The 16,696-nt window shown below is 74.0% G+C and carries 17 protein-coding genes; 5 read left to right on the plus strand and 12 right to left on the minus strand.

Annotated elements, in window-relative coordinates; all coding sequences use genetic code 11:
- Positions 1-18: 18 nt before the first annotated feature.
- Complete coding sequence (locus ACQPYE_RS12560; protein ID WP_498722892.1) at positions 19-1,410, plus strand: aldehyde dehydrogenase family protein; 1,392 nt, start codon at positions 19-21, stop codon at positions 1,408-1,410.
- On the opposite strand, the gene ACQPYE_RS12565 is transcribed toward ACQPYE_RS12560, so the two are convergent.
- Positions 1,368-1,970: a response regulator transcription factor gene (locus tag ACQPYE_RS12565; protein ID WP_498721287.1), complete on the minus strand. Its 603-nt coding sequence runs from the start codon at positions 1,968-1,970 to the stop codon at positions 1,368-1,370. The two genes, ACQPYE_RS12560 and ACQPYE_RS12565, sit on opposite strands and share 43 nt — an antisense overlap.
- Complete coding sequence (locus ACQPYE_RS12570; protein WP_498721288.1) at positions 1,967-3,127, minus strand: sensor histidine kinase; 1,161 nt, start codon at positions 3,125-3,127, stop codon at positions 1,967-1,969. The genes ACQPYE_RS12565 and ACQPYE_RS12570 overlap by 4 nt, the downstream gene beginning before the upstream one ends.
- Positions 3,128-3,236: 109 nt before the next feature.
- On the opposite strand from ACQPYE_RS12570, the gene ACQPYE_RS12575 reads away from it, so the two are divergent.
- Positions 3,237-4,151 (plus strand): ABC transporter ATP-binding protein, encoded by a 915-nt coding sequence (locus tag ACQPYE_RS12575; RefSeq protein WP_498721289.1) that lies wholly within the window; start codon positions 3,237-3,239, stop codon positions 4,149-4,151.
- Positions 4,148-4,852, plus strand: coding sequence for an ABC transporter permease (locus ACQPYE_RS12580; RefSeq protein WP_498721290.1), 705 nt, complete (start codon positions 4,148-4,150; stop codon positions 4,850-4,852). Before ACQPYE_RS12575 ends, ACQPYE_RS12580 begins: the two co-directional genes overlap by 4 nt.
- 8 nt (positions 4,853-4,860) lie before the next feature.
- On the opposite strand, the gene ACQPYE_RS12585 is transcribed toward ACQPYE_RS12580, so the two are convergent.
- From ACQPYE_RS12585 to ACQPYE_RS12615, 7 genes are all read right to left on the minus strand, one after another.
- On the minus strand, positions 4,861-5,334 hold the full coding sequence (locus tag ACQPYE_RS12585) for a VOC family protein (RefSeq protein ID WP_498721291.1): 474 nt from the start codon (positions 5,332-5,334) through the stop codon (positions 4,861-4,863).
- A 49-nt stretch (positions 5,335-5,383) separates the two neighbouring features.
- On the minus strand, positions 5,384-6,700 hold the full coding sequence (locus tag ACQPYE_RS12590) for a UDP-glucose dehydrogenase family protein (RefSeq protein WP_498721292.1): 1,317 nt from the start codon (positions 6,698-6,700) through the stop codon (positions 5,384-5,386).
- The gene (locus ACQPYE_RS12595) at positions 6,658-7,548 is read right to left on the minus strand and encodes a glycosyltransferase family 9 protein (RefSeq protein WP_498721293.1); all 891 of its coding nucleotides are present in this window, start codon (positions 7,546-7,548) and stop codon (positions 6,658-6,660) included. The genes ACQPYE_RS12590 and ACQPYE_RS12595 overlap by 43 nt, the downstream gene beginning before the upstream one ends.
- The gene (locus ACQPYE_RS12600; protein ID WP_498721294.1) at positions 7,545-8,855 is read right to left on the minus strand and encodes a glycosyltransferase family 2 protein; all 1,311 of its coding nucleotides are present in this window, start codon (positions 8,853-8,855) and stop codon (positions 7,545-7,547) included. The genes ACQPYE_RS12595 and ACQPYE_RS12600 overlap by 4 nt, the downstream gene beginning before the upstream one ends.
- On the minus strand, positions 8,852-10,468 hold the full coding sequence (locus ACQPYE_RS12605; RefSeq protein ID WP_498721295.1) for a carbamoyltransferase family protein: 1,617 nt from the start codon (positions 10,466-10,468) through the stop codon (positions 8,852-8,854). The genes ACQPYE_RS12600 and ACQPYE_RS12605 overlap by 4 nt, the downstream gene beginning before the upstream one ends.
- Before the next feature lie 56 nt (positions 10,469-10,524).
- Positions 10,525-11,451 carry an NAD-dependent epimerase/dehydratase family protein gene (locus ACQPYE_RS12610; RefSeq protein WP_498721296.1) on the minus strand — a complete coding sequence of 309 codons (927 nt, stop codon included), beginning with the start codon at positions 11,449-11,451 and terminating at the stop codon, positions 10,525-10,527.
- A gap of 138 nt (positions 11,452-11,589) precedes the next feature.
- Complete coding sequence (locus ACQPYE_RS12615) at positions 11,590-12,078, minus strand: winged helix-turn-helix domain-containing protein (protein WP_498721297.1); 489 nt, start codon at positions 12,076-12,078, stop codon at positions 11,590-11,592.
- Between the two features lie 75 nt (positions 12,079-12,153).
- On the opposite strand from ACQPYE_RS12615, the gene ACQPYE_RS12620 reads away from it, so the two are divergent.
- Positions 12,154-12,978, plus strand: coding sequence for an aldo/keto reductase (locus tag ACQPYE_RS12620; RefSeq protein ID WP_498721298.1), 825 nt, complete (start codon positions 12,154-12,156; stop codon positions 12,976-12,978).
- An 86-nt stretch (positions 12,979-13,064) separates the two neighbouring features.
- On the opposite strand, the gene ACQPYE_RS12625 is transcribed toward ACQPYE_RS12620, so the two are convergent.
- Positions 13,065-13,574, minus strand: coding sequence for a DUF2087 domain-containing protein (locus tag ACQPYE_RS12625; protein WP_498721299.1), 510 nt, complete (start codon positions 13,572-13,574; stop codon positions 13,065-13,067).
- 62 nt (positions 13,575-13,636) lie between these two features.
- Here ACQPYE_RS12625 and ACQPYE_RS12630 point away from each other — a divergent pair, with 62 nt between their 5' ends.
- Positions 13,637-14,434, plus strand: coding sequence for a hypothetical protein (locus tag ACQPYE_RS12630; protein ID WP_498721300.1), 798 nt, complete (start codon positions 13,637-13,639; stop codon positions 14,432-14,434).
- 478 nt (positions 14,435-14,912) lie between these two features.
- Here ACQPYE_RS12630 and ACQPYE_RS12635 read toward each other — a convergent pair whose 3' ends face one another.
- Both ACQPYE_RS12635 and ACQPYE_RS12640 read right to left on the minus strand, forming a co-directional pair.
- Positions 14,913-16,133 (minus strand): extracellular solute-binding protein, encoded by a 1,221-nt coding sequence (locus ACQPYE_RS12635; RefSeq protein WP_498721301.1) that lies wholly within the window; start codon positions 16,131-16,133, stop codon positions 14,913-14,915.
- Positions 16,134-16,220: 87 nt separating this feature from the next.
- On the minus strand, positions 16,221-16,445 hold the full coding sequence (locus ACQPYE_RS12640; RefSeq protein WP_498721302.1) for a hypothetical protein: 225 nt from the start codon (positions 16,443-16,445) through the stop codon (positions 16,221-16,223).
- Positions 16,446-16,696 lie beyond the last annotated feature (251 nt).

The raw sequence follows: 16,696 nt of genomic DNA on the forward strand, positions 1-16,696 counted from the left end.
CCGGAGGCCATGACGGACATGCGTGTCGACGCACTCGACGTCCACAGCCCGGTCGACGGCCAGCTGATCGGCTGGCTGCCCACCGCCACGGACGAGGACGTGGCCGGCTCGGTGCTCACCGCGCGTGAGGCGCAACCCGGTTGGGCGGCGACACCCGCCGCCGAACGGGGAACCGCGCTCAAAGCCGCCGCACAGGCGATCCGCGAGCACGCGACCGAACTGGCGAACCTCCTGCACTCCGAGACCGGCCGCCCGTTCCCGTCCGCACGGGACGGTGTGCTGGCCGGTGTGTCCACGTTGGAGCAGTACGCCGAGCTGGGCCCGGTCCACCGCGGCCGGTCGTTGCAGGGCTCGCACCACGCGGCCGACTTCATGATCCCCGGCCCCCGCGGCGTGGTCGTCGCGCTGACGCCCTGGAACGACCCGGTCGCCGTGTCCTGCGGCCTGCTCGGCGCGGCCCTGGTGACCGGCAACGCCGTGGTGCACAAGCCGAGCGAACGCTGCCCGCACACGGGCGTGCTGCTCGCGCAGCTCATGGTCGACCACTTCCCGCCGGGCGTGCTCCAGAGCCTCACCGGCGACGCCTCGGTGGGCGCGGCGCTGGCCGCGTCACCGCACGTGGACGTCGTCGCGCACGTCGGCGGCACGGCGACCGGCCGCTCGATCGCCGCCGCCTGCGCCCGGACCGGCGCGAAGGCGCTGCTGGAGAACGGCGGCAACGACCCGCTGCTGGTCGACGCCGACGTGGACCCGGTCTGGGCCGCCGAGCAGGCGGCGATCGGCGCGTTCACCAACGCCGGCCAGCTGTGCACGTCGGTGGAGCGGATCTTCGTGCACCAGGCCGTGGCCGGGGAGTTCCTGGCCGCGCTGTGCGACGAGGCCCGCCGCTGGAACGCCGACCCGCAGCCCTTGGTGGACCTCCGGATGCGGGACCACGTGCACGCGCACGTCGCCGAGGCCGTGGCGGACGGCGCGCAACCGCTGGTCGGCGGCGAGACGCCGGACCGCGAGGGCGCGTACTACCCGGCCACCGTGCTCGCCCGCTGCACGCCGGACATGCGCGTGATGCGGGAGGAGACGTTCGGACCGGTCGCGCCCGTGCGCGTGGTGGCGTCGTTCGAGGACGGCCTGGCCGAGGCGTGCGTGGACGAGCACGGCCTGGCCGCGACCGTGCTCACCGGGTCCATGGCGAACGCCCAGCACGCGTGGCGGGCGCTGCCCGTCGGCACGGTGAAGGTCAACGCGGTGTTCGGCGGGGCGCCCGGTGGCGCCGCCCAGCCGCGCCGGTTGTCCGGCACCGGGTTCGGCTACGGCCCCGAGCTGCTGGACGAGCTGACGACGGTGAAGGTCGTCCACCTCGGCCAGGCTCAGATCCAGCCCTCGTCCCAGGCCAGCCGGGCGGCCTCGTAGCGGGTGGCCACGCCGAGCTTGGTCATGGCCGAGGACAGGTAGTTGCGGACCGTGCCCGCGGCCAGGTGCGCCTCACCGGCGATCGAGGCCACCGTGCCGCCCTGGAGCGCGTACCGCAGCACGTCCAGCTCCCGGGCGGTCAACGGGCACGCGCCCTCGGTCAACGCGGCGGCGGCGATCTCCGAGTCCACGTAGCGCCTGCCCGCGTGCACGTCCCGCAGGATCGAGGCGAGCCGCGCGGCCGGCGTCGTCTTGGGCACGAACCCGCGCACACCCGCGCTCAACGCCCGCCGCAGCACCCCCGGCCGCGCGTGCCTGGTCACGATCACCACCGCCACACCGGCCAGCCCGCGCACCGCCTCCGCCGCCAGCACGCCGTCGCGCCGGGGCATCTCCAGGTCGAACACCGCGATGTCGGGCCGGTGCGCCCGCACCGCCGCGACCGCCGCGTCACCGTCGCTGGCCTGCGCGACCACCGAGAGGTCGTCCTCCAGCTCCAGCAACGCCGTCAACGCGCCCCGGATCAGGTCCTCGTCGTCGGCCAGCACCACGCGGATCACCGGCCGACCTCCGCCTTGCCGACCAGCTCGAACCCCTCGGAGTCGAACACGTCCGGGTCGGTGGGACCGGTGTCGACCCGTCCGCCGACGGTGGCGAACCGCTCGCGCAGCCCGGCCAGCCCGGCGCCGGCCTCGCCCACGTCGTCGGTGCCCGCGAAACCGGCCGGTACCCCGTCGTTGCGCAGCCGCACGCACACCCGGCCGCCGGCCACCTCGATCAGCACGGCGCACCGCCGCGCGCGGCTGTGCCGCAGCACGTTCGTCGTGCCCTCCCGCACCAGCGCCCCGAACAGCGGCTGCAACGGCGGCGGCACGCCCGCCGCGTCCCCCTCGACCGCCGTCTCGATGCCCGCCGCCCGCAGCACGCCCACCGCGTTGGCGATCTCCGTCCCCAGGCTCGCCCGCCGGTAGCCCTGCACCACCTCGCGGGTCTCCTTCAACGCGGTCCGCGCCAGCTCGGCCACCTCGCCCGCGTGCCGCCTGGCCAGCTCGTCGTCCCGGCCGATCAACCGCTGCGCCAGCTCGCCCTTCAACGCGATGGCCTGGAGGTGGTGGCCCTGGATGTCGTGCAGGTCGGCGGCGAACCTCAACCGCTCCTCGGCGATGGCCAGCGCCTCGGCGGTCTTGCGGCTCTGCTCCTGCCGCAGCGCCATGTCCCAGATCCACAGCTGGGCCAGGTCGGCGAACACCAGCGCGAGGGCCATGAACCCGGCCAGGAGCATCGCCGCACCGGCCTCGTCGCCGCCGAACAGCCCGCCCACCGCGACGGAGAGCACCGCCATCAGGGTCACCACCGGCCAGCGGCTGCGCGCCGGCAGGATCGCGCCGACGTGCGCGACCACCAGGGCGGGCAGCGTGGCCCAGACGGGCAGGAACCCGTCCGCGCCGCTCGTCACCCCCCACGCCGCGAGCGCGACCGCGAACGTCGCCGCGTGCTCCCACACCGGACCGTCACCACGTCCCAGCCCGAGCATGGCCCGCTGCATGTACCGGGCGTGCTGGCCGATCACGACGGCCACCGCCACCGCCAGCGGCGCCGACCTCAGCAGGCCGTAGTCCTGGGCGAACAGGTCGAGCACCGTGCCGAGGCCGACCAGCACGCCGCCGGCCACGACGGTCCACCACGTGTAGCGGCGGAGCCTGTTCAGGGGAGTCACACCGACGAATCTACGAGCCGGGTCGCACGCCTGTCTGCTGACATCTGTCACAGGGACCGGTGCGCGACGGCACTGGGCGCCGCGCCCGCCCGCGACCACGATGGCGACCATGGGAGAAACGGTGATCGACGTGGCGGACCTCAGGTGCCGCTACGGTGACTTCGAAGCCGTGCGCGGGGTCGACTTCGAGGTGCGGCGGGGGGAGCTGTTCGCGCTGCTGGGCACGAACGGCGCGGGCAAGACCACGACCATGGAGACGCTGGAGGGGCTGCGCGCCCCGTTCGGCGGCACCGTGCGGGTGCTGGGGCTCGACCCGTTCCGGGACCGGGCGGCGTTGCGCTCGCGCACCGGGATCATGTTGCAGGACAGCGGTTTCCCGGCCGACCTGACCGCGCGCGAGATGGTGGAGCTGTGGCGCGTCACGAGCGGTCGGCGCGCCACGGAGGACGTGCTGGAGCGGCTGGACCTGGCGCACCGGCGCGACGTGCGGATCAAGCAGCTCTCCGGCGGCGAGCGGCGGCGGCTGGACCTGGCGCTGGCCGTGCTCGGGCGGCCGGAGCTGCTGTTCCTGGACGAGCCGACGACCGGGCTGGACCCCGAGTCGCGGCAGCGCACGTGGGAGGTGGTGCGCGGGCTGCTGGCCGAGGGCACGACCGTGGTGCTGACCACGCACTACCTGGAGGAGGCCGAGTCGCTCGCGCACCGGCTCGCGATCCTGCACGAGGGCCTGGTGGCGGTGTCCGGCGCGCTGGTGGACGTGCTGGCCGCCCAGCCCGCGCGGATCGAGTTCGACCTGCCGGACCGGCTCGACGTGGGCGCGTTGCCGATGCTGTCCGGCGACGTGGTGCACCGGCCGACCGGCCGGGTCGAGGTGCGCACCGGCGAGTTGCAGGACGACCTGGCGGAGCTGCTGGCGTGGGCGGGGCGGGAGGGCCTGCGGTTGGGCCGGATCCGCGCCCACCACGCGTCGCTGGAGGACGTGTTCCACAGTGCCCGGACGGGCAAGGAGGTAGTGGCCGCATGATCGCCGCACTGGGCTTGGCCGAGCTGAGGCTCCTGCTGCGCAACCGCACGGCCGCCGCGTTGGCCGTGCTGATGCCGATGGCCGCGGGTCTGTACTTCGCGCTGGTGATGGACGGCGAGCAGACCGGGTGGACCATGGTCGTCACGCTCCAACTGCTGTTCTCGTTCGGGTTCACCGTCTACGTCACGGTGACCACCGCGTTGACCGCCCGCAGGCAGGACCTCTACCTCAAGCGGCTGCGGACGGGCGCGGCGTCGGACGTGGTCGTGCTGACCGGCATCCTGCTGCCGGTGGTGCTGCTGGGCCTCGCCCAGGCGGTGGTGCTGCTGGGCATCAGCGTGGCGGCGGGCGCGCCCGTGCCCGCCCGGCCCGAGCTGCTGGTGCCGGCGATGATCGGCGGTGTGGCACTGGGCTGCGCGGCGGGTGTGGCCACCAGCGGTGTGACCGGCACGGCGGAGCTGGCCCAGATCACCACGGCGCCGTTCTTCTTCGCCCTGGTCATCGGCGGCCTGTTCGGGTCGAACGGCGTGGTGGAGCTCCCGGTGTTCCTGGTGCCGGGCACGGGCCTCGGCTCGCTGGTCGCGGCGGCGTGGGGCGGCCCGACCGGGCAGGTCGGCCCGGCCGCCCTGTCCGTGGTGCTGTGGACGGTCGCCGCCACCGCCCTGGCCGTCCGCTTCTTCCGCTGGGACCCGCGCGGGTAGGCGCGCGGTCAGCCGGTGGGGGAGATGTCGGCGCTCTGCACGTACGCCATCGCCGCGACGAACGCGGGGTCGGCCATCCGGGCGGTCAACTCGTCCGGGGTCGGCTCCGCGACGCGCTGGTGGACCCACCACAGGTTGCCGAACGGGTCGCGCAGCCGGCTCACCCGGTCACCCCAGAACAGCTCGGTCGGCTCGGTCACCACGACCGAGCCGCGCGCGACGGCCCGGCGCAGCACCTCGGCGTCGTCGGCGACGTAGAGGCGCAGGCAGGCGGGCGTGGTCGGCCAGGTCGGGTGGTCGAACATCATCACGACGGAGTCGCCGACGCGGACCTCGGCGTGGCCGATCACCCCGTCGGCCTCCACCCGCCCCAGCTCGACGGCGTCCAGGACGTCGACCGTGAAGTCGATCAACTCGGCCGTCCGGCCCGCGGTGATGATCCAGGGCGTCACGGTGTGGTACCCGTCGGGCACGACGTTCACTTGATCGTCTCCTCGTCTCGCGGTGGCGGACCGCCCGCCACCCACGACGTTAGGGACGATGTAGGTCAGGTCCGGTCCTACTCGGCCGGTCCGGGGTCCGCCGGCCCAGCGAGACCAGGTGGAACCCCGCCTCGGTGACCTTCTCGACCGGCAGCAGGTTGCGGGTGTCCACGATGACCGGGCGGGTCATCGCGGCGGCCAGGTTCGGCCAGTCCAGCTCCGCGAACTCAGGCCACTCGGTCAGCACCACCAGCCCGTCCGCGGCGGCGGCCACCGCCTCGACCGAGTCCAGCACCCGCACCGGGCCGCAGTCCGCCGCGACGCAGGGGTCGTAGCCGGTCAGCCACGCGCCCTCCGCCGCCAGCAGCGAGGCCACCGCGAGGGCGGGCGAGTCGCGCAGGTCGTCGGTGCCCGCCTTGAACGTGAGCCCGAGCAGCCCGAGCCGCACACCGGTCAGCGAACCGCCCACCGCCTCGCGCACCAGCGCGACCACGCGGTGCGCCTGGTGGCTGTTCGTGCCGATGGTCGCGCGCAGCAACGGGAAGTCCACCCGCGCGTCCTCCGCCGTGGACAGCAGCGCCCTGGTGTCCTTGGGGAAGCACGAACCACCCCAGCCCGGCCCCGGCTCCAGGAACGACGACCCGATCCGGTCGTCCAGCCGCATCCCCTCGGTCACGTCGCCGATGTCCGCGCCGACCTGCTCGCACAGCTCGGCCAGGCTGTTGACGTAGGACAGCTTCATCGCCAGGAAGCAGTTGCTGGCGTACTTCACCAGCTCCGCGCTCGCGCTGCCGGTGACCAGCGCCGGCGCGCCGGTGCCCGCGTACAGCGCGACCACCCGCCGTGCCGCCTCTTCCTCCTCCGATCCGACCACGACCCGCTGGGGCCGCAGGAAGTCGTCCACCGCGTGTCCCTCGCGCAGGAACTCCGGGTTGGACACCACCCGCACGTCCGGCCGGCCCACCAGCTCCGCCACCCGCTCGGTCGTGCCGGCGGGCACCGTCGACTTGATCACCAGGACGCAGCCGGCCGGCGCCGCCTCCCGCGCCTCGCGCAACACCGCGTGCACCGCGGTGAGGTCGGCCGCACCGTCCACACCGGTCGGCGTCGGCACGCACAGGAACACGAAGTCCACCTCGGTCAGTGCCTCGGCGTTGCCGAGCACGAACCGCAGCCGCCCGGCCCGCGACCCCTCCGCGACCAGGTCCGCCAGCCCCGGCTCGTGCGCGCCGATCTCGGCCCGGCCGAGCGCGGCCACCTTCGCCTCGTCCACGTCCGCGCACACCACGGTGTGCCCGAGCCGGGCGAAGCAGGCCGCGGTGGTCAGCCCGACATAGCCCGCGCCGATGACGCCGATCCTGGCCACGGTCCACCTCCCAGCAACGATCGCGCGGCGTCCAGCACCTCGTCCACGGTGATCCGGAGCAGCCCCGGGTCGGGGCGGTCGGCGAACGTGTCGCCGGTCGTGCCGTGCCACAGCACGTGGTGCGGACCCGACCTCGGCCCCCACTCGGCGGGGGGCACCGGGCCGAACAGCACCACGGACGGCGTGCCGTAGGCGGTGGCGACGTGCGCCACGCCGGTGTCGCCGCAGACGACGAGACGCGCGCCGGCCACCAGGTCGAGCAACCCGGCCAGGTCGCCCGTCCGCGTCCGCCCCGGCGCGACCTCGCGCACCAGCGGCTCCTCGGCCGGGCTGCCGGTCACCACCACGTCCGGGCCCAACGCCCGCGCCACCGCCGCGAACCGGTCGGCCGGCCACCGCCGGGCGCCGTGGCTCGCGCCGGGGTGCACGACGATCGCGTCGTGGCGGGGCAGCGGCGGCAGGCGCAGCTCGACCGGGTCGCAGGCGATGCCGAACTGCCCCAGCAGCCGGCACCACCGCAGCACCTCGTGCTGGTGCCGGGGCCACGGCACGTGCACGCCGTGCGTGATCAGCCGGGCGGGGTGGGTGGCGCGCAGCAGCTCGGTGCTCTGCGGCCCGCGCCCGTGCAGGTTGACCGCCAGGTCCGGCGAGTCGTAGTCGATGGGCACGAGCCCTTCGGTGGGCAGCAGCCGGTCGACCGCGTCGATCCGGGCCACCGCGTCGGCCAGCCAGCCCGGCGCGGCCAGGGTGATCTCGGCCTCGGGGTGCGCCCGCCGCAACCCGCGCAGCGCCGGCACGGCGGTCAGCAGGTCACCGAGGCCGAGCGCGCGCAACACGAGCACCCTCATGGCCACCACCTCCAGGAACCAGGCCCGGGATCGTTCCCCGGCTCCCGCGCCACACCTGCCCCCGATCCCGACCCACCTGCCGCCTCGAAGCCACTTGCCGCCTCGGGCCCGTGCGCTGACGACCCGGCCCGACGTGCCGTCCCGGAGCCACCTGCCGCCTCGGGTCCGCGCGCCGACAACCTCGACCCGCGCGCCGATGACGTGCCTGCCGGCGGGAACTCGCCGCTGGAGGCCCGGCCTGCCGCCTTGGAGCCGTCTGCCGATGCCCTGTGCGCCACCGCACGCGGCTCGCCCCGCGAGCGCAGCCGGTCCAGCGCGTAGGCCACCAGCACGACCCGGCGGCGCGGCCCTCCCGCAGCGGGCACCGCCCGGTGGCGCAGCTCACCGCGCACCCGGTGCCAGCACGCCGCCGGCGGGATCGCGACGCTGGTCACGACCATCCGCGCCACCTCGTCCCCGGTCCGCGGTCCGGGCGTGATCCGCCGCGCGGCGAACCACCCGGTCAACCCGGCCCACGTGCCGCCGAACGCCACCGCGGCCTTCCGCCACCCGGCCAGTCCGCACAGGACCGCCAACGCCCCGGCCGCCGTGGTCGCCACGTGCCAGGGCAGCCGCCCCGGCGCGCCACCCATCCGGTCGCGCCACCCGGGACCCAGCAACCGCCGCACCAGCGCGTCGTCGGCGTTGCCGCGCTGCTGCTTCAGACTGGCGAAGAACCCCGCCTCCCGCACCGGGTGCGTGGTCACGCGGTCACCGTCCACGATCCGGTACCCGTGCGCCTGCACGCGCAACGCCAACTCGGCGTCCTCCCGGTACGCGCGCGGGAACCGCTCGTCGAACCCGCCCGCGTGCACGAGCGCCGCCCGCCGGTAGGCCATGTCCGCGGTGATCCACCGAGCGTCGGCCAACCCCGCCGTGCCGCGCTCCCAGTCGGTCGGCTCGCGGTCCCCGGGCAGCGGCACGACGATCCGCGCCTGCGACGCGCCGACGTCCAGCCCCAGCTGTGCCAGGTCCGCGGCCAGCCGCAGCTTCCAGTCACGCGGCGGCACCACGTCGTCGTCCAGGAACGCGACCCACTCGCAGCACGCGGCACGCCACCCGGCGTTGCGCGCGGCGGCCGGGCCACGACCACCGGTGCGCAGCACGCGCGCCGAGTGCGTCGGCGGCAGCGGTCCGGGCTCGGGCCGGTCGTCCACCACGATGATCTCGCGCGGCGGCGGGCCGGCGCCGCGCTCCAGCGCGTCCAGCACGACGCGCAGGCTGTCCCGGCCGACGGTGGGGATCACCACCGCGTAGTCGACGCTCATGGCCGCCGCACCACGAACCGGCCGATCGCGAGCAGGTCGACCGGCGCCGAGCCGAAGCACTCCAGCGCGTCACGCGGGTCGTCCACCATGGGCCGCCCGGCCGTGTTCAGGCTCGTGTTCACCACGACGGGCACGCCCGTGCGCCGGTCGAACTCGCGGATCACCCTGGCCATCAGCGGCTCGGTCGCCGGGTCGACGGTCTGCACGCGCGCGGTGCCGTCCACGTGCACGACCGCCGGGATCCGGTCACGCCACTCCGGGCGCACGTCGTGCACGAACAGCATGTAAGGGCTCGGCAACGGCCCCCGTTCGAACAGCTCGGCCGCGCGGTCGGCCAGCACCATCGGCGCGATCGGGCGGAACTGCTCGCGGCCCTTGACGTTGTTGAGCCGTTCGAGGTTCTCCGCCTTGCCGGGGTGCGCGAGCAGCGACCGGCGGCCCAACGCCCGCGGCCCGTACTCGCTGCGACCCTGGAACCACGCCACCACCTGGTCGCCGGCCAACGCCTCGGCCACCGCGACGGCCACGTCGTCCGGCTCTTCGTACGCGATCTTCGCGGCGCGCAGGTAGTCCTCGACCTGCGCGTCGGTCCACGACCGGCCCAGGTCCGCGCCCGGTATCGCGGCGGCCGGCTCGCCGGCGTCCGCCACCACCTGCAACGCCGCGCCCAGCGCGGTGCCCGCGTCACCGGCCGCCGGCTGCACCCACACCTCGTCGAACGGCCCCTCGGCGAAGATCCGCGTGTTCGCCACGCAGTTCAGCGCCACACCGCCCGCCATGGTCAGCCGCTTGTGCCCGGTCCGCTCGTGCAGCCACCGGGCCAGGTCCAGCAGCACCTCCTCGACGCGCACCTGCACGCTGGCCGCCAGCTCGGCGTGCTCCCGCGTCACCTCGCCGTCCGGGTCGCGGCGCTTGGCCAGCGTCGCCCAGTCCAGCGGCGTGATGTGGAACCCGCCGTCCTCGGTCGCGCGGACGTGCTCGCGCAGCAGGTCCAGGTGCTTGGGCTCGGCGTAGGAAGCCAGCGCCATCACCTTGTACTCGTCGCTGGAGCGCAGGAAACCCAGGTGCTCGGTCAGGTCCTCGTAGAACAGGCCCAACGAGTGGGGCAGGTGCTGCGCGGCCAGCGTCTCCAGCTTGTGGCCCCGGTAGCTGCCCGCCAGGTGCGAGCGGCACTCGCCGCGACCGTCGTTGACCAGCACGGCGCAGTCGCCGTCGAACGGCGCGGCCAGCCCGGTCGACGCGGCGTGCGCCACGTGGTGCGGCACGAACCGCACGATCGCCGGGTCCAGCCCCGGCAGCGCGGTGGCCAGGAAGTACGGCGCGCGGCGGGCGTACTCGGTGCGCAGGTCCTCCCACGGCACGTCGCTCGGCTCGACCAGGTCCGGGTCGTAGGAGTAGGCGACCGCGTCGAGGTCGGCCGGGGTCAGCCCGGCGTGCTCCAGGCACCAGCGCGCGGCCTGCTCGGGCTGTTCCCACGCGGAGAACGGCACCGGCCGCTTGCCGTGCTTGCGCCGGGAGAAGCGTTCCTCCTCCGCGGCGGCCACCACCTCGCCGTCGACCACGAGGGCGGCGGCGGGGTCGTGGAAGACCGCGTTGATTCCGAGCACCCGCACGGCTTTCCCCTTTCGCTCAACTCCTGTGTGGACCGTCGCGGACCGACCTCGTCCGACTACCCGACGAGTTGCCGGTCAAACGAGCGCCGCAGCCCCTCGTCCAGCCCGATCTCCGGCTGCCAGCACAGCACCCGCCGGGCCAGCGAGATGTCCGGGCGGCGGCGGCGCGGGTCGTCGGTCATCGCGTCGACGTGCTCGATCGTGGACGTGCTGCCGGTCAGCTCGACGACCTTGCGGGCCACCTCCAGCACGGTGACCTCCTCGGGGTTGCCGAGGTTCACCGGACCGGGGTGGTCGCACTCCGCCATCGACAGCAGACCGCGCACCAGGTCGTCCACGTGGCACAGCGACCGGGTCTGCGCGCCGTCGCCGTGCACGGTCAGCGGTTCGCCCGCGCGCGCCTGCCGCACGAACGTGGGGATCATCCGGCCGTCGTCGGGCCGCATCCGCGCGCCGTAGGTGTTGAAGATGCGCACGATGCCCGTGTCCACGCCGTACTCGCCGCGGAACGCGCTGGTCATGGCCTCGCCGAAGCGCTTGGCCTCGTCGTAGACGCTGCGCGGGCCGATCGGGTTGACGTTGCCCCAGTACGTCTCGCGCTGCGGGTGCTCCAACGGGTCGCCGTACACCTCGCTGGTGGAGGCGATGACGATCCGCGCGTTCTTGCGCCGGGCCAGCTCCAGCGCGTGCAGCGTGCCGAAACCACCCGTCTTGAGCGTGTCGACGGGCATCCGCAGGTAGTCGACCGGCGACGCCGGGCAGGCCAGGTGCATCACCAGGTCGACGTGGCCGAGCAGGTCGAGCGGCCTGGTCACGTCCGCGACCACCACGCCCAGCCGGGGGTCGTTCGGCAGGTTGTCCGCCGACCCGGTGCGGAAGTCGTCGACGCACACCACCCGCGTGCCGCGCTTGAGCAGCGCTTCGCACACGTGCGAGCCGAGGAACCCGGCCCCGCCCGTCACCACCGCTCGTTCGAATCCCATGGGCTGGGCCTACCCGGAGAGCCGCCGGGTAACCACCACTTCCCGGAGTAGCACTCACCGGTGTCCGGAACGGCGGTGGTGGCAACTACCCGTGACCGCGCGGACCACCTCGCGCCGGGGCGGGCCGGCGGGTCGCGCTCATCCGCCGACCGGCGTCTCCCGCTCCACGACGACCTCGCCGGCGTGGTCCACCCGGTAGCCGACACCGCGCACGGTCGTGATGATCGACGCCGCCGCGCCCAGCTTGTGCCGCAGCCGCCGCACGTGCACGTCCACCGTCCGGGTGTCCACGATGCTCTTCGTGCGCCACACGCTCGCCATCAGCGCGGTCCGCCGGTGCACCCGGTGCGGGTTGGCGCACAGGTGGTGCAGCAGGTCGAACTCCAGCCTGGTCAGCTCCACCGGCACGCCCCGGCGCAGCACGCGCCGCGAGTCGGCCAGGATCCGCAGCTCCGGCTCGACCCGCTCGACCTCCGGGTCGACCACCACGTCCGCGTCCGACAGGTCGAGCGCCGAGCGCAGCGCCTCGGCCAGCCGTCCCGCCGCGTCCACCACCCTCGGGCCGGTCGCGGAGACGCGGATGACCACCCTCACCTCGACCTCAGCCACCTCGGGCAATGCCGTCACGGTGGAGATCGGACCAGTGGGGCCTGCCGCCCGTCAACGCGTTCCAGCACGTGGGAGGCGTTGACAACGGGCATGATGGAGCGCATGAGGACCATCACCCTGAACAACGGCGTCACCATGCCCCAGCTCGGTTTCGGCGTCTTCCAGGTGTCCACTGAGGACGCGCACGGCGCGGTGACCGAGGCGTTGCGGGTCGGCTACCGCAGCATCGACACGGCCGCCGCCTACCGCAACGAGGAGCAGGTCGGCCGCGCCGTCGCCGACTCGTCCGTGCCGCGCGACGAGATCTTCGTGACCACCAAGCTGTGGAACTCCGACCAGGGCTACGACGAGGCGTTGCGCGCGTTCGACGCGAGCGCCGAGCGGCTCGGCCTCGACCGGGTGGACCTGTACCTCGTGCACTGGCCCGCGCCCGCGCAGGACCGGTACGTCGACACCTGGCGCGCGCTGGGCAAGCTGCACGCCGACGGCCGGGTGCGGGCGATCGGCGTGTCCAACTTCCAGCCCGCGCACCTGGAGCGGATCGTGGACGCCACCGGCGCGGTGCCCGCGGTGAACCAGGTCGAGCTGCACCCCCGGCTCCAGCAGCCCGAGCTGCGGGCCGTGCACGCCCGGCTGGGCATCGCGACCGAGGCGTGGAGCCCGCTGGCGCAGGGCGCGCTGCTCGCCGACCCGGTCATCACCGGGATCGCGGCCAAGCACGGCCGCACGCCCGCGCAGGTCGTGCTGCGCTGGCACGTGCAGCTGGACAACGTGGTCATCCCCAAGTCGGTGACGCCGAGCCGGATCGCGGAGAACTTCGCCCTGTTCGACTTCGAGCTCGACGACGAGGACATGGGCCGCATCGGGGAGCTGGACCGGGGTGAGCGCACCGGCCCCGACCCCGACACCTTCGGCTGAGCCGCCGGACAGCCGACGATCCCACCACCGCACCACCGCACCACCGCACGACGGCGTGCACGCCTGCCCGGACGGCGTGACGACCGCTAGACGCTCACCGGGCCGCCGGTGCGCCAGTACACGCCGTCGTCCCGGCTGAGCAGCCCTTCGTCCACGAGGTACCGGCGCACGGTCACGTGGTCGACCTCACCGCCGTCGCACCACCTCTTCAGCACTTCCACGACGTCCCGCTCGGGGTACCGTCTACCCGGTTCGAACGCGGTGCTGACCTGTTCGAGCACCGCCCGCCTGCGCCCGCGCTGCGCGGGGAGCTTCACCAGCCGCCCATCTCGCACGAACGGGTCTTCGTGGACCCGGTTCGCCTGGTCGACCCGGGTGGCCTCCTTGAACACCTCCTCGCGCAGCCGCAGGCCCGACCCGTCGGTCACGACGAGGCCGGCCGACCGCAGCCGGCGCAACGAGTTCTCGACCCGCCGAGCGTCCAACCCGGTCGCCTCGGTGATGTCCGCCGTTGTGCGGGCGCCGAGGACCAGCGCGGCGGCCACGCGCAACCGCTCGGGGTCGGCCAGCAGTCCGATCAGTGAATCAGGGGTCACGCTTCGAGCTAACCGAAGCCGGCGGTCTGGTGCACGCCCATTTCGGGCGGACCTTAATAGCCGTGCGCACTGATCACCTCTTCCCCCTGGCGTCGGTGGAGCCGGTTTTCGGCATGCCGACCGAGAACGCCCACAAGTTCCAGCAGGTGGCCGCCGAGCAGGACCTCGTCATCGACGTGCGGGCCACCAACCCGCACGCGGTGGCGTGGTTGCGCGAGGGCGCGCTGCCCAAACCCGAGGCGGTGAAGGCCAAGACCATCGACGACCTGGACGTCCGGCTGGGCGCGGCCCGCCGCCACCGCGGCCTCGTCGGCTACTTCCGGCCCGAGTTACCCCACGTCGACCTCCACGACCGGCTGCTGCGCCGGTACGACCAGCGGCGCGTCGAGTTCGAGGCGTTGCGCGACAAGATGGACCGGTTCGAACGACGGGGGGAGTACGTGGTGCGTGACGGCGTGGTGCACGGTTTCGACCGGCGCGGCGGGCTGCGGCCCCTGACCGGGGACCACGACGTGTTCGACATCCGCGCCTCCGGCGGTGCGGAGCTGAGCCGCCACCGCTACGACCGGGCGGTGACGACCATGATGTCGATGGACATGGCCGTCACCCACGGCGCGCACATGTACTGGCGGCCGACCACCAAGTCCGACCTCGCGATGTTCGAGTCGATCGCGCTCAGCGGCGACGCCAAGCTGCGCTTCCACCCGGACGGCACGATGACCGCGGGCGACTACCGCCGCTTGAACGCCGGGATCAGCGCGATCACCACGCCCGCCAGGGCGGCCCGGCCGTACGCCAGCGTCTCCCACGTCGGCAGGCCCAAGGCGCCGGTCTCCTCGGCGTCGGTGATGAACAGCTGACCGTAGAGCAGCAGGAGGAGGACCCCGTAGCACCGGGCGTGCCGGTGCCGCCACGCGAGCACGACACCGGCCAGGCCGGTGCACACGTACAGGGTGTGGTTGGCGCCCTCGCCCATGGGGAGGAACGGGATGGAGGCCATGACGATCTGGAGCAGGCCGACCACGAGCGCGAGCAGCTGCGCCCGGCTGAAGGAGCGCTCGTCGGCCCGGGGCCGCGGCCCCCTCTTCCCGGTTCGCCGTTCGCGCACGGCCGCCTCGTTCCGCATGACCTGGGGTTACCCGCACCCATTCGGCTCATCCTCGGTCCCCGTGCCTTCCCCCTATGGGTCATATCGCCCAACACGGTCCGGCATTACGGCTAATCGGCGGGTCGCGAGCGGTGGGCCCGACGTGCCACCAGCACCGGTCCGTCCGGCGGCGCGGACCGGCGAAGCCGCAGGTCGATCTCCGCGCCGGTTGCGGCAATCGCCCGTTCGGCCTAGCGCGGCAGGCGGTCGATCTCCGCCCTGGCCTCGGCGGTCGCCTGATCGGGTGGGCGCTCTCCGGTGAGCACCCGGGTGGCCATGGTGGCGAGGGCGCGGGAGATCTCCGGGTACCTCGCGCCGTACGCGGTGGGGGTCCGCGCCGACCGCAGCTGGTCGGTGAAGCCCGCCACGTTCGGGTCCCACTGCCAGGCCAGGTCGTCCGCGGTGTCCGTGCGGTTGGGCAGCGCGCCGAGACCGCCGCCGAACTCCGTGACGTTGTCCGGGGCCTCGGCCAGCCACGTCAGCACGTCCCACGCCCGGTCGACCCGACCGTTGCGGCCGATCACCCACGTCTCGCCGCCGAGCCGGCCCGCGCCGCCCGCCGCGCCCTCGGGCAACGGCGCCGCCGCCCAGTCCAGCCCCGCCTGGTTGAACGCCGGTATCGCGGCCGGACCGGTGATCGCCATCGCGCACCGGCCCTCGGCGAACCGCTGCCGCGCGTCGGCGTCGGTCCGGTCCAGCACCTCCGCCGGCGTGCCGCGGTCGGCGCCCACCAGGCCGTCCAGGTGGGCGAGGGCGTCGAGGGAGGCCCGGTCGCCGAGCCGGTCGACGTCACCGCCCGCCTGCCACAGCACCGGCAGGAACGTGGTGGTCAGGTCGTCGCCCTTCGCGCCGAAGCACAGCCCGGACCGGTCGGCGGTGGTCAAGGTCTCGACGGCGGTGCGCAGACCTTCCCACGTCGTCGGCGGGTGCGCGAGGCCGGCGGCGGCGAAGTGGTCCCGGTTGTAGACCAGCGCGGTGGTGGTGCTGCGCAGCGGCACGCCGTGGACGCGGCCGCGGTGGGTGGCGCTCTCCCGCACCGGCGCGAGGAACTCCGCCGCCACGTCCCACCGGTCGAAGCGGTCCGTGAGGTCGGCCAGGGCGTTGCCCTCGGCCAGCCGGGGCAGGTCGGTGGAGTCGACCGCGGCGATGTCGGGGAACACGCCGGACGCGGTCGCTTCGGCGAGCTTCGCCCGGAACTCGGGGTAGGGCAGGGAGGTGCGCTCGATCCGCACGTCGGGGTGTTCCTGGCGGTAACGGGTGAGGAGGCTGTCCACGGCCTGGTCCACCAAGGGGGAGTGGTTGAGGTAGTCCCACCAGGTCAGCGTCACCTGGTCGGGGGTCTCGGTCTGCTCTGCGTCGCACGCACCGGCGGCTAACAGGATCGCTGCCACGAGCAGCGCTCGTCCACGCATTCCGCTCCACCCTTCGGGGTAGGCGACCTTGACGGGCTGTGCTCGTCCTACTCCGCTGCGCGAGGTGGTGTCAAGATCAGAGGTGGTTCAGACCTTCGGCCGGGAGCGCGACTGCGGCCGGACGGTCTCCGGGGTGCCTGCCGCCGGGGTCGTGGACGTCCGGGCGCCGGGCGCGTGCGTGGTGGACGCCTGCGCGGCGGGCGCGGGCGCCTGCTCGCCCGGTTGCCCCGGCCCGGCGGGCTCACCGGGCGCGGGGATGAGGTCGGCGAGGTAGGTCGCCGCCAACTCGTCGTAGATCGGTGTTGAGCTCACGTTTGCGCATCCTGTCCGGCCGCGGCCCCCAGCGCCGCACTTCTCACTCCTGTGGGTTACACGTCAACCGATGGGAGCCGCACTCCTGCGGAGATCGTCCGCGCTGGTCACCGGGCCCGCCGCCCGGGTGCCGAGCAGTCGCCGCACGGTCGTGCGGACAACGTGATGACGCGGGTCACGCGGCCGTCATCGGAATCCTTGATTGAACCCCGGTAACAGGGGTACCCGTGCCTGCGATGAGGCCTTAGGCG

This window comes from Actinosynnema sp. CA-299493 (genome assembly GCF_050946825.1).
GTDB lineage: Bacteria > Actinomycetota > Actinomycetes > Mycobacteriales > Pseudonocardiaceae > Actinosynnema.

What these genes read in the sequence shown, in the direction of transcription:
- ACQPYE_RS12560 (WP_498722892.1), top strand. Translation starts at nt 19, where the DNA reads ATGCGTGTCGACGCACTCGACGTCCACAGCCCGGTCGACGGCCAGCTG.
- ACQPYE_RS12575 (WP_498721289.1), top strand. Translation starts at nt 3,237, where the DNA reads ATGGGAGAAACGGTGATCGACGTGGCGGACCTCAGGTGCCGCTACGGT.
- ACQPYE_RS12580 (WP_498721290.1), top strand. Translation starts at nt 4,148, where the DNA reads ATGATCGCCGCACTGGGCTTGGCCGAGCTGAGGCTCCTGCTGCGCAAC.
- ACQPYE_RS12595 (WP_498721293.1), bottom strand. Translation starts at nt 7,548, where the DNA reads ATGAGGGTGCTCGTGTTGCGCGCGCTCGGCCTCGGTGACCTGCTGACC.
- ACQPYE_RS12600 (WP_498721294.1), bottom strand. Translation starts at nt 8,855, where the DNA reads ATGAGCGTCGACTACGCGGTGGTGATCCCCACCGTCGGCCGGGACAGC.
- ACQPYE_RS12610 (WP_498721296.1), bottom strand. Translation starts at nt 11,451, where the DNA reads ATGGGATTCGAACGAGCGGTGGTGACGGGCGGGGCCGGGTTCCTCGGC.
- ACQPYE_RS12620 (WP_498721298.1), top strand. Translation starts at nt 12,154, where the DNA reads ATGGAGCGCATGAGGACCATCACCCTGAACAACGGCGTCACCATGCCC.
- ACQPYE_RS12635 (WP_498721301.1), bottom strand. Translation starts at nt 16,133, where the DNA reads ATGCGTGGACGAGCGCTGCTCGTGGCAGCGATCCTGTTAGCCGCCGGT.